The sequence below is a fragment of the Haloterrigena turkmenica DSM 5511 genome, from assembly GCF_000025325.1.
GTDB classification, from domain to species: domain Archaea; phylum Halobacteriota; class Halobacteria; order Halobacteriales; family Natrialbaceae; genus Haloterrigena; species Haloterrigena turkmenica.
This window is the reverse complement of sequence record NC_013745.1, coordinates 266,152-278,272: the sequence shown is the minus strand read 5'-3', so window position 1 is coordinate 278,272 and position 12,121 is coordinate 266,152. Positions and strand designations below refer to the sequence as shown.

The window sequence follows — 12,121 nt, the reverse complement described above, 5'->3', positions numbered from 1 at the left end:
GACGTCCGGTCGATCAGAGACGTTCATTATACTATTCGGTTGATGAACTAGGCTCTTCGAGCATCAACGCCTATTGCTCGTTCACGCCGTCGATGATGGTACACCACATGATAACAGTCGACAATTATAAATACTATCTGAACAGTTTACCACCCATGCCAGGCTCCACCAATGATGGCATCAGGGTAGTCTTCGAAGCACCGCTGCTCGGACGGTCTGCCGGAGGTGATTTAGATGGCTAGCGCGGTCGAACTCGCGCTGGCGGCGACGCCGCTCCTGCTCGCCGGGGTGTTGCTCGTGGGGCTATTGTGGCCGGCGACGCGTGCGATGCCGATCGCGTACATCGCCGCGCTGCTCGTCGGTTTCTTCGTCTGGGACATGCCGGGGGAGTATCTCTTCGCCGCCTCGGCGGTCGGCGTGATGACGGCGATACAGATCCTCTGGATCGTCTTCGGCGCGTTGTTGCTCCTCTATACGCTGATGCAGGCCGGGGCCTTCGATCGGATCAACAGGGGATTCGCGACGATCAGCGACGACCGCCGAGTACAGATCGTCCTGATCGGCTTCTTCCTGGCGGCGTTCATCGAGGGCGCGGCCGGCTTCGGGACGCCGGCGGCGGTCGTCGCGCCGCTCCTGTTGGCGCTCGGGTTCCCGGCGCTGGCCGCCGTGATCGCCGGACTGGTCGGTCACATCCTCGCCGTCACGTACGGTGCGGTCGGCACGCCGATCGTCATCGGGATTCAGGATCCGCTCGGCTCTACCCAGGCCACGAGCACCGCGATCACGGAGGGCGGATTCACCGTCCAGGAGTTCTCCCTACAGGTCGCCGTCTGGGCCGCGACCTACCACTCCCTCGTCGGATTCGTCATGCCGCTGTTCGCGGTCGGGATGGTCGTCTACTTCTTCGGCGACACGGACGAACGCAGTCTGCAACCGGCCTGGGAGGTCGCGCCGCTGTGTCTGTTCTCCGGGATCGCGTTCGTCGTTCCCTACTGGCTGTCGGCACAGGTCAGCGCCGAGTTCCCGAGCCTGATGGGCGCGATGGTCGGTGGCGCGATCGTCGTCGGCACCCTGAAGGCGGGCTACTTCGTGCCCGACGAGGAGTGGGACTTCCCGGACCGCGAGGAGTGGCCGGACCACTGGGTCGGGACGATCGAACCCGGCCAGGCCAACGCACCCGGAGTGGGCGGCGGCGCCGGCGACGTGACCGCCGCCGACGGCGGCGTCGCCAGAACCGACATGTCGCTGCTTCGCGCCTGGGCGCCGTACATTCTGCTGGTCATCTTGCTCGTCGTCACGCGAGTTGTCGACCCGCTCCCGTCCGTCCTCCAGCAGTTCGGTACGCAGTGGAACGACATCCTCGGTACCGGTCTCAGCGGGGGCATCGACTGGGTGTACGTGCCCGGCTTCTGGCTGTTCATCTGTGCGCTGATCGCGATCCCCCTGTACAGCATGTCCGGTACTGAGGTCAAAAACGCCTGGAGCGAAGCGATACAGAAACTCATCGCCCCGCTCATCGCGCTCGTGTTCGTCATCGCGATGGTGCAGGTGATGCTCCAGTCCGGCGCGCACACCGACGCGACCGAGAGCATGATCTTCGTGCTCGCGGAGGCGACCGCCGCCGCTGTCGGCCCTGCCTATCCGTTCATCGCCGCGCTCATCGGTGCGCTCGGTGCCGCGATGGCCGGTTCGAACACGGTGTCGAACATCACCTTCGGCGGATTCCAGTTCGAGGCCGCGTCACAGCTCGGACTGCCGACCCAGATCATCGTCGGCGCGCAGGCCGTCGGCGGCGCCATCGGGAACCTCGTGGCGATCCACAACGTCGTGGCCGCGTTGGCGACCGTCGGCCTCGTCGGCAGCGAGGGCCGAGTCATGCGATTGAACCTGATCCCGCTCATCTACTACGCGGTCGGGGTCGGAATCGTCGCCACCCTGTTTAGCTACGTTATCTTCTCGGGACTCTTCTAGCCGTCCCGCGCCGTTCTTTTGCGGGCCGACTCGAGGGTGAATTCGCGGCTCCAACCCGAGCGAATATCCGATGAACGATCGATTCCGAACAGCGACGCGTGGCCGCCCGTCCCGAGAGCAGCGAATCGCCGTGGCGCCTCGAGTCGATCTGCTTCCGGAAGAAATCGAACCGCTACTGGTACTATTCCTCGGCGCCGACGACCGAATTGCGCAGCGTCCCGACGTTCTCGTAGGTGATCTCGACGGTATCGCCGGGCTCGATGAGTCCGGGATTCGCGGGACTGCCGAAGGCGACGACGTCGCCCGGGCGGAACGTGAACCGTTTCGAGAGATACGAGACCACTTCGTAGGGATCGAACAGCATGAGCTCCGTGTTCGCTTCCTGTCGCCGCTCGTCGTTTACGTCCGTCCACATGTCGATACCGGTCGGGTCGACGTCGGTCTCGATCCACGGACCGAGGGGGCCGGAGCCGTCGAACGCCTTTCGCGCAGTCCGCCCCTGCTGATCCAGCGCGTCCACGTCGTTCATGATCGTGTATCCGCGGACGACGTCCGGAACCTCATCCGTCGAGAGGTCGTGACAGGGCTCGTCGATGACCGCCGCGAGCTCGCCGGCGTAGGTCAGTTCGTTCGTGAACTCCGGATAGGAAATCGGCTCCTCGTGGCCCAACAGGGAGGCGGGCGGTTTGATGAAGAAGTCGGGTTCTTCCGGCCGTTCGTAGTCCATCTGATCGAGCGTCTCCGCGTAGTTGCGGCCGACGCAGTACAGCGCCGAGGGATCACAGGGCGGGAGCAGCTCTCCGTCGACGCCGACTTCGTACGTCTCGTCGGCGTGTACGTGGCCGTCTTCGTACTCTCCGATAACCGGTCCGTCGGACGTTTCGATCCGTGCGAGTCGCATTATCGGCTCTCTTCCGTCCAGGACGGTAGGTTTACCGATTCGGTCGCGGTCTCGAGTACTCTTCCGCCACGGAATCGCGCGTCGTCCAGTGGTAGCGATTTCGTCGCGTAGCGCTTCGGCGGCGTACCGATACGGCACCGACTGTATCTATCAGCTTCGATATCCATCTGACCGAAACGCACCGGTCAAACCCATGCTTCAAAGTAGATAATTCTACGTTCCAGACTGATTGCCGATCTGTGGTTCAGTAGAATAGTTGATCAGAGAACTATCAGATACCGCTTCGTATAGCTCCATTACTGGCCAATAATCCTTGAATAACTGCCTGTTTTGGCTCAATTGATCGGTACAGAGGTGGCATCTCCGATATACAGTGATATGGGCGAAGTACATCCGCACTATTTGATTATCGACCTATATCAATACCTCATTATTTGACTTTCATCACGACTACTGGACATTGTTTTAAGAAGGACTCGGAATACACGCGTTTCAAAACACAAATATGTATTGTTGAGGGTCAAATTATAAAACATGTCATGTCTAGGAAGAAGTGTCTCTACCGCTAACGGAGGACATCGTAGCGATGAACCGAATCCGTCCGGTGAGAAACGGACCGAATCGCCCCTCGTCGCGGGAAGTTACTAGTCGATCGGGAGAGCAAGCGACCGTCGCCGATGACCCGGCGCGACCTCCTCCCTAGATTTATGTCACTCTATACCAATCAAATACACAATGACATCGCTCACGGTCGATCCGTTGAATCCACGGGTTCTCGCGCGCAACTACGATTACGCCCAGAAGAACGTCCGCGTCCTCGCGATGTGGTACGGATGCGAGATCGAACGGATGCTCGAACTCTTGGCGGCAAATGATATCAAACTCTCGAGAAACGATCGGCTACAGTTCGGCGCGGAGTATCGGGCGCTCCAGCGCGATCTCTCCGCATAACGATCTGTTCGTGATAACTCTCGAGGGCCGAGTAGATAACTGGATCGACATCCGTTCGAACGGTCTTCGATCGGGTCGTATAGTGGGCTACGCCACACTCGAACACATAAAATAGTTTCCATATACAAATATTTGGTGGTGACGGGAATTCGTTTTGTTGTTCCCGTTACGGCGGACGGTCCCGATACCGTAGTTACCGCCGTCGAAACGTGTTCTCAGAAGACTGTAGACCTCTGAAAACTCTGGACAGCCGCTGACAGTTGATAAAATTCGGGATAAATCCATAACGTTATATAATCGCTATCTTTGCGCGATTGCCGGCTAGATGACCGCTACTGCCGAACGTTCCGGCCGCCTCGATCGGACCCGCAACTGTCCCGGATTCCGCTGGAAGTTTCTGTTGCACGCGTCTAAATAACTACTCCCACAACGGTGCGAACCGACACTCAGTGTCGGCGTTCGCACTCGATACCGTTCTATCTTTCTCGTCTCTTTGTGGTATGTTATCAAACACCAACTATTATGTACGAGACCGTAGTCCACGGCCGTAGACGAAGAATGGTGCCCGAAAACCCACTCAATGTCCGCGCTGTGGCGGGAGACTCCGCAAAGGAATCTCGTGGCACGAGTTCCTGCTATCGAACGTGTTGAACTGCGAGGAGTGCCAGTACGCAGCGTACCTGATGCCGCCGGATACCCATGCCTGAGCCGAATCGCTCGAACGTACCGCTTTCTCGAGGGCAATGTCGACTTGTGTTGGCCACCGCGGTTTCGAATTCCCTTCGGATGACTATGATCGGTGCGGATTGGACGACAAATCGGCGGCTTGAGGAACGACGATCGTCGTTCCGCTCCTCGCTGTGGCAAATCGGCATGATTATTTTTCTTGCCACAGCAGGCAGTGATATGGACGTCTACGGTATCATCGGAAACCCCGTCGAGCACTCACTGTCGCCGCCGATGCACGAAGCCGCCTTCCGCGAGCGCGGAATCGACGCCAAGTACGTCACCTTCGAGGCCGATCCTGATCGGATCGAAGAGGCGTTTCGCGGCGCGGAAGCGCTCGGTGTCGACGGTCTGACCGTCACGCTGCCGTTCAAACACGACGCCTTCGAGTTCGCCGAGCCGGACGAGCAGATCCAACGGGTCGGGGCGGTCAACACGATCGATTTCACTGAGAACGGGCCCGTGGGATACAACACCGACATGACCGGGACCCTCCGTGCCTTCGAGCACCACGGTGTGGATCTCGAAGACACTCGCGCGGTCGTCGTCGGCGCCGGCGGCGCCGCCCGGGCGCTGGCCTTCGGATTCGAGGACGCGGGTGCTGACGTACAGATCGCCAATCGGACGGCGTCCAAGGCTCACGACCTCGCCGACGAGGTCCCGGGGGCGACCGGTCACGGGCTCGAGGCCCTTCCCGACCTGATGGCCGACGCCGACGTCGTCGCCAACGCGACCAGCGTCGGGCTGGAGTCCGACGAGTCGGTCGCGCCGGCCGACGCCTGGCACGGGGACCTCGTGGCATTCGACGCGGTGTACAAGCCGCTCGAGACGCGGTTCTTGAAGGACGCGGCAGCCACTGGCGCCCAGACGATTGACGGCGCCTGGATGCTGCTGTTCCAGGGCGTCGACGCCTTCGAGACGTGGACGGGCGAGGACGCACCGGTCGAGACGATGAACGAGGTGCTGCGCAGTCACCTGTAATCCACGCTCGGTCAACGACTTCGAACTGCGAACTGACCGCTCAAGCGCACTACTTTCGCTTTTCCTCGGTCGCTGCGAGGTGTCGTCCGTCGATGGACGGCACCTCGAGACCATCGGTTCGGGCGTGTCAGCGATCGTTTCGGCGTTACTAACGAAGGACGCGAGTCCCTAATCAGACGTCAGCGTCCGACTCGAGGACCCGCTTGCCGGCGATCAGGAACCAGCCCTGTCCGTAGAGGTTGATCGCCTGCGGAGCCTCCGGACCGCCGGGCATCGCCGCGTTGCGCTGGACCGCGCCGTCGGGGGTCACGACCGTCTTGGCCGCACCGATCGCGTCCTCGGCGACCTCGCGGTACTCCTCCTCGAGCAGGCCGCGATCGACGGCCTCGGTGAAGGCGTAGGCGTACTGGAGGGTCCCCGAGGTCTCCAGATACATCGTGTCGTCGTCGATGAGGTGGTGCCAGAAGCCGCTGGCGTCTTGATACTCGGCCATGCTCAGGAGGTGGTCACGGACGAGTTCCTCGAGGCGATCTCGCTCGGGGTGGTCTTCGGGCACGTAGTCTAACGTGTCGAGGACGCCCGTGGCGAACCAGCCGTTGCCGCGCAGCCAGAGCGAACCGTCGGGGTAGCTGTTGGGCTGCTCGCGCCAGATGTGCCGGTAGAGGTCGCTATGGGGGTCACGGAGGCGCTTCGCGTGAACGAGAATCTGGTCGACGGCTTCGTCGATCGCTTCGGGCGTGTCCGTAAGCTGGCCGTAGCGGGCCATGAACGGACACATCATGTAGATGGCGTCGATCCACAGTTCGATGTCGTCCATGTGGTGGGTAATCCCCCCGTCCTCGCTCCGAGGCGCGTCCTCGTGGAGGTACTCGAACTGTCGTCGGCAGGCGTCGAGATAGGAGTCGGGACCGCCGTTCTCGTAGGCCTCGAGTGCGAGGACGGCGACAGCTCCGGCGTCCGGAATGGGACGGAAGATGCGGTGTTCGTCCCACTCCGGGACGACGTCGATCGATCCGTAGGCCATCAGCCCGTCGCTCGACTGCGATCGGACGGCCCAGTCGATATATCGCTCAGCGATCTCGGTGTGTTCGTCGTCGTCCGTCGCCAGCAGGCCGCGGAGCACCATCGGCCGTTCTCCCTGGATGAAATCCTCGAAATCGAGGTCGATCGTGTACTCGGCGACGGTTGGAAGCAGTTCTTCTAGCAGACGTTCCATAGGCATACGCGGATATGTGACGGATTATCACTTAAGGTTATAGATGTCGGTTGGTTCGACGACCATCGAATCGACCTCTCGTATGGTCGAACGCACGGCGACATACTACGTGCTGACGAATAGAGCCTATTGGACCTATTGAACCTATTGGACCTATCTTGTCGATGGCGGAGATCGTTTCTGAAAAATTCTTAGGGGAAGCGTTCTCGAGCGCTATGCCGTGTAATCGGTCGAAGAGTCGGTCATCCCCGCGACAGCGGCGACTACGGGAGGGCCGCGAGGCCTCGAACGCGGTGATCCCCAGTGGCGAACACGAGTTCATCCGCTGGGGCCATAAGAAACTGCTCGAGCGGTTCCGGATAACGACGCTCTCACACCGGATCGCTGCTGTCGGCTTTCGTATCGGTTCATTGCCGGTCTATTGAATCACGATGATTGTCAGATCGAAACCCGATATGGTCGTCCGCGATGAGAATATCTGTTTGGTAGTCGGGAATATCGAGTGATGGCGGTTCTCGTTGCCGATATAACAGTTCTTGGCGGCGTGAATCGATAGAACCAGAACGGTAATCTCCGCTATGAGATACGTGTCGTAGCATATGCCACAGAATTTATTACATACATACGCCTGTAATGGTTCGTGAGTAGGGAACTGCTCGCGTTCGCCGGTCTTGACGACGAAGTGAGATAGGTCACCGGCGGTACTAACCTTACGCACGCCGGCGGGTGCGCCGGACGAGAATCCCGCGCGTTCGGTCGCGGCGGCCCCACCGAACGGGAATCGACGTGGGCGCTGCGCCTCAGCAAGAGCTAAATTCTGTTGCGGAGTACCGGAGACAACTACAAGCGGCACTCAACAACCGCTTCTGTGAGTTACTCGTTGAACTCACAACGGCGATTGGTCATACTATCGACTAATAGTGAGAAGTTTGGCACCTTCATTGACGTCTGACCGTTGAGTGAATACTGTGGTTAATATATGCTATAGTGCTGTACAAACTATCCAAGTCACTCCCTGACGCTCGGGCGACTGTCTCTCTAGGGCTTGTGGAAGCGATCGACTCGCATCTCGAACGTATGAACCACTTTTCGATGTGGTTTTGGTCGTCACACTCGAGGTGGCCGCCAGTTCTGACCAGGAAGGGACAGTCAGATCGCTGTAGTCATCGACGGAAAAAACCGTATCGGAGAGATTGCGTTGCTCGGTCAATTGCTGTAGGACTGCAACTGCTGAATCAGTATCCCAATGACCGAAGACTGCAACGTTGAGCATCAACTTCCACTCGATCTTATTGTAGAATATCTCCAAGACCAGTTCTCGAGAATACTATCATATCTATCACCAATTGCGACTCGAAATGGAGCCGTCCTCAAAAGCATCATATCTGATAAGTAACACACCGTACCGCTCTCATCGATACCAGTGGTTTTCCACGCTGTCGGTCAGCCGATATCCCACGAATACATCAATCATATTTCCTATATATGGGTAATTACATGGTACTAATTACAACCATATGCTTGTAACCTAGTCGTCGAATTCGGATTCTCGAGCTACGTATTTCGAGAGGTAATAGTCGAGATCGCTCGTCTCAGCTAGTTTGCTACACCACTTACGGCGATGGCGCTGGCCCACGGGCTAACGGCTGCTGTATTGTTGGGTGGGAAGTTTGAGCCGTCCGCTACCAGCGGTGGGGGACTAACACAGGTGAGAACCCCCGTCGGTAATGGCCGTGGTACCAATTGAGCGGCCGAATCGATATCGTTCTACGATGCGAAACAACGTGACAACTGAGACCGGCCCTAAATCACTCTTCACCCTCTCTCAGCGCAGACACGGCATGCAGAAACAGTTTCACCACTATTGTTTGGATGAGAACGAGTCAAATACCAGTATCGGGGTTCTTACCTATCGTTTCGTCATACAAAACCAGGTATTTGTAGAGGCGTGTGAACAGGACCACGACCAAAGGTCCCGACTAGCGTTAATTTCAGAATTTTAAAACCCTGGGGATAGTGGATGTTCTCCGAGGTAGACGGATACATGAAATCGTCGACGACCACGGGTTCACTCGAGACTGCGGGTCGGCCGTATCTTCCCTCAGTACTAACCGCCTCACCGGAGATAGCGCGTGAACTCCGCAACTACTCCGCAAGAATCAGTCGAGGGCGACGTTAACGACCGGCGCAGGCGACTCGAATATCACCTCCTGTGTTACGCTTCCGAACAGCGCCTTCCCGGTCGGCGACCGCTGCCGTCCACCGATGACGACGTATCGCGCATCCTGCTCCTCAGCGTACGCCGTGATCTCGGCCGCGGGATTTCCGACGCGTACCGATACGATGGGTTCTGGCAGTGTCGAATCACCCGTCGCCCGGGACACGATATTCTCTCCGATCTGTTGTACCTCGTAGTTATCGGTCAGATCCTGTCCCTCGACGTCTTTCTCGAGAACTTTGACGAGTTCCGACCGCTCGAGAACATGAACCGCATGCACGTCCTCATCGAAATTAGCCGCTAACGTCTGCGCTTCTTCGAGAACGGTTGCTGCTCCCTCCGAATCGTCAATTGCTGCCACGATCGCCATACAGAGATACTGTACTGGACCAACAAAGAGATTTCGGGAGAGAGGTTATCGAGCAATGGCCTCACCGAAATGCAGCAAGGTAGCAAACGAATCGTTCCGCGTCTTCCCCTAGTTTTAAGCCGGTTCAGGTCGGTTGTTAAATCGGTATACGAGTAGCAAGACTGTCGTGCTAGGCGGTTCAGGAACGATGGCAGCGGGCTGCGTCTACGACCTCCATCAGACGAGCGACTTCGACGAAATCGTCGTGGCGGACGCTGACGAAGAAAACGCGCGTCGCCTCCTCGAGGTCATCGACGACGACCGATTTCGGTTCGAATCCGTCGACGCGACCGACACGGACGATATCGCGCGGGTTCTCGAGGGGGCCGACTACGTCGTCAACGGCTTGCCCTATCCGTTCGAAGAGAACGTCCTCGATGCGATGCAAGAGGTGGGCGATCTCACGGGCGTCGATCTGAACGCGTTCGACTTCGAGGAGGTACTCGACCGATCCGAGGAGTTCGCCGAAGCGGGGAACTCCCTCTGGTTCGCCAACGGTGGTCTCGTCAGTACTATTGCGCTCGGAATGGCCGCCTGTGACGAATTCGACGACGTCGAAGACGTCAATTTCTACCGGGGGATGTGGCGTCTCCTCACTCAGACGACGCCCGGACTGACGGACACGGTCACTTACGAACACGACCCCGACGTCGACGAACGGGCGAAGTGGGAAGGTCATCAACGACCTCCCTGCGTTCAGCGAACAACGGACGTACGAGTTCCCCGGATCCGATCGGCGAAGCGGAGACGTACGTCATCTCTCACCCCGAACCGGTCACCTTCCCGAAGGCTCCGATCGCTCAGGAAAAGAACGTCGACCGCATCATTACGCGCGGCGCGTGGCACGACGAATGGAAGCGCTACGAGCGGACGCTTCACGCATCGAACGCGTTCGAGACGGATAGCCTCGAGGTCGACGGCACGGAGGTCGACCCCGTCGAAGTTATGCAACAGCAGGTAAAGAATCAGGGACTGGAGCTCGAAACGCAGTGGAAGTCCCCCGAAGACCTGTCGCCTGAAACGGAGTGGACGCCGCAGACCATCCTTTCGGCGGAGGTAACCGGAACAGCAGACGGTCAAGACGATCGTGCCGTCTTCCACCTAGAGCAGCCGTCCCCGTTCTTCGACGTCGACGAGATCACGGTAATGCGCGAGTACGGTTGCTACGTCGGTGTCCCGCTGTCCGTCACGCTCCCAACCCTTCTCGATTCGTCCCATAGCACGCGCTGCGGAGGGTGTGAGTAGCCATCCGACTCGACTTCACGGACGACTCACTCCTCGAACTGGCTCGGCGAGTGTCGCCTCAGCCGTGCATTGGCAAAGCAGAACTAAGAGTCGTAATCCGGAATGACGCCGTATTCGAGGCTTGAACGACACGAGCGTCGCCTCGAGGCGCAACTAGTGAGTGATCGCTCTCGACTCTCGAATTCCGCTCATCGGCCGACATAACGGTAGATGTGCAGCCGGTGTGGGGTGTTATCATAGATTCCGCAAACGGTTTATCTGGACCACGTGTAGGTGTTATACCGACTTTGGAACGGTCACCTACTACGCAATGATACAATGAGAAAGATGGAAGACGCGTTGCTGTTCAGCGCGCTCGCGTTCGTCTGGGGAACAGCCTTCACAGCGATCGAAATTGGGCTAGAAACCCTGCCACCGCTTCTGTTCGCGGCGGCCCGATTAGACATCGCTGCGCTCATCTTCGCTGGAGTCGTGCTACTCAGTCGAAACCAGTGGCTACCCCGGACTAGAGCGGACATGGCTCTCATCCTCTCGAACGGCATCCTCGTCATCGGAGCGCAATTCGCGTTCGCCTTCATCGGCCAGAGCTACGTTACCAGCGGTGTCGCCGCGATCATCATCAGTTTCACACCGATCATCACTCCGATTATCGCCATCCGTCTCCTCCCGACGGAACGCATCTACGTCACGGACGTCATCGGTCTGTGTGCCGGGCTCGCCGGCGTAATCGCGATCGCAATCGCCGGTGGGTCCTTCGACGGACAACTCCTCGGTGTCGGACTGCTGTTGGCGGCCGCAGTCGTCTTCGCGCTCGGCTCCGTGCTGACGGAACGTTGGACGGCCGCTCTCCCGACGATGTCCCTCTACGCGTGGTCGATGGGCACCGGCGCGATATTCCTGCACGTCACAGCCTACGCCTATTCGGGCGCATCGTTCCGAGACGTGGCGTGGACGCCATCAGCGGCCGCCGCACTCGTCTATCTCGGCATCTTCGCTACGGCGGGAGGGTTCCTCCTCTACTTCACCTTACTGAATCGAATCGGTGCGACGAGCGTCAGTCTGATCAACTACGCGTCACCCGTTGTGGCGGCGATTTTCGGTGCAGCACTCCTCGGTGAGCAAATTACCGTGGCGACCGTTGTCGGATTCGCGCTCATCGTCGTCGGATTCGCGCTTTGCAATATCCGACCGCTCTGGCGGCTTCTCCGGTCTACCTGGAACGCGGACGTCGATAGTCGATCGCTCGAACGCGATGAAGTCTGCGTCCGAGGCAATCTGTACAAGAAAACGGATGACTCACAAAACTACCAACAGCCGAGTGACTAACTGTTTCTCCCGACCGACGCGATTCGTTCAGTGGTACTGCGGTTGGTTCGTTACCAGTCCGGGATACACCCGCTAATCAAATTCCTCGAGTTCTCACCGCTCAAAATACACGTTCGATCGGTAACGAATTCTCTAGTCAACGAAGCCAAAACGAGATGGTGGACTCCCGACTCGAGT

8 protein-coding genes and 1 pseudogene are annotated in these 12,121 nt (G+C 58.6%); 6 read left to right on the top strand and 3 right to left on the bottom strand.

The features are described from left to right. The first annotated feature begins 234 nt into the window (after window positions 1–234). A complete protein-coding gene (locus HTUR_RS22765) occupies window positions 235–1,971 on the top strand; it encodes an L-lactate permease (RefSeq protein WP_012945711.1) in 1,737 nt (578 codons plus the stop codon). Between the two features lie 181 nt (window positions 1,972–2,152). Here HTUR_RS22765 and HTUR_RS22760 read toward each other — a convergent pair whose 3' ends face one another. Continuing rightward, on the bottom strand, window positions 2,153–2,872 hold the full coding sequence (locus HTUR_RS22760) for a fumarylacetoacetate hydrolase family protein (RefSeq protein WP_012945710.1): 720 nt from the start codon (window positions 2,870–2,872) through the stop codon (window positions 2,153–2,155). 735 nt (window positions 2,873–3,607) lie between these two features. Here HTUR_RS22760 and HTUR_RS22755 point away from each other — a divergent pair. Continuing rightward, entirely contained in the window at window positions 3,608–3,823 is a 216-nt protein-coding gene (locus HTUR_RS22755; protein ID WP_012945709.1) for a hypothetical protein, read from the top strand. A gap of 906 nt (window positions 3,824–4,729) precedes the next feature. Then, window positions 4,730–5,530 carry a shikimate dehydrogenase gene (gene aroE / locus HTUR_RS22750; protein WP_012945708.1) on the top strand — a complete coding sequence of 267 codons (801 nt, stop codon included), beginning with the start codon at window positions 4,730–4,732 and terminating at the stop codon, window positions 5,528–5,530. A gap of 172 nt (window positions 5,531–5,702) precedes the next feature. Here aroE and HTUR_RS22745 read toward each other — a convergent pair whose 3' ends face one another. Together HTUR_RS22745 and HTUR_RS22735 are read right to left on the bottom strand one after the other, a co-directional pair. Then, window positions 5,703–6,752: a glycoside hydrolase family 88/105 protein gene (locus HTUR_RS22745; RefSeq protein ID WP_012945707.1), complete on the bottom strand. Its 1,050-nt coding sequence runs from the start codon at window positions 6,750–6,752 to the stop codon at window positions 5,703–5,705. 2,153 nt (window positions 6,753–8,905) lie between these two features. Beyond that, window positions 8,906–9,334, bottom strand: coding sequence for a universal stress protein (locus HTUR_RS22735; RefSeq protein WP_012945704.1), 429 nt, complete (start codon window positions 9,332–9,334; stop codon window positions 8,906–8,908). A gap of 187 nt (window positions 9,335–9,521) precedes the next feature. Here HTUR_RS22735 and HTUR_RS28220 point away from each other — a divergent pair. The 3 genes and pseudogenes from HTUR_RS28220 to HTUR_RS22720 all read left to right on the top strand — a co-directional run. Continuing rightward, window positions 9,522–9,710, top strand: a pseudogene (locus HTUR_RS28220) (saccharopine dehydrogenase NADP-binding domain-containing protein); the annotation flags it as partial. 329 nt (window positions 9,711–10,039) lie between these two features. Then, window positions 10,040–10,618, top strand: a complete 579-nt coding sequence (locus tag HTUR_RS28215) for a hypothetical protein (RefSeq protein WP_049942059.1) — start codon at window positions 10,040–10,042, stop codon at window positions 10,616–10,618. Between the two features lie 318 nt (window positions 10,619–10,936). After that, entirely contained in the window at window positions 10,937–11,944 is a 1,008-nt protein-coding gene (locus HTUR_RS22720; protein ID WP_012945703.1) for a DMT family transporter, read from the top strand. Window positions 11,945–12,121: the final 177 nt, after the last annotated feature.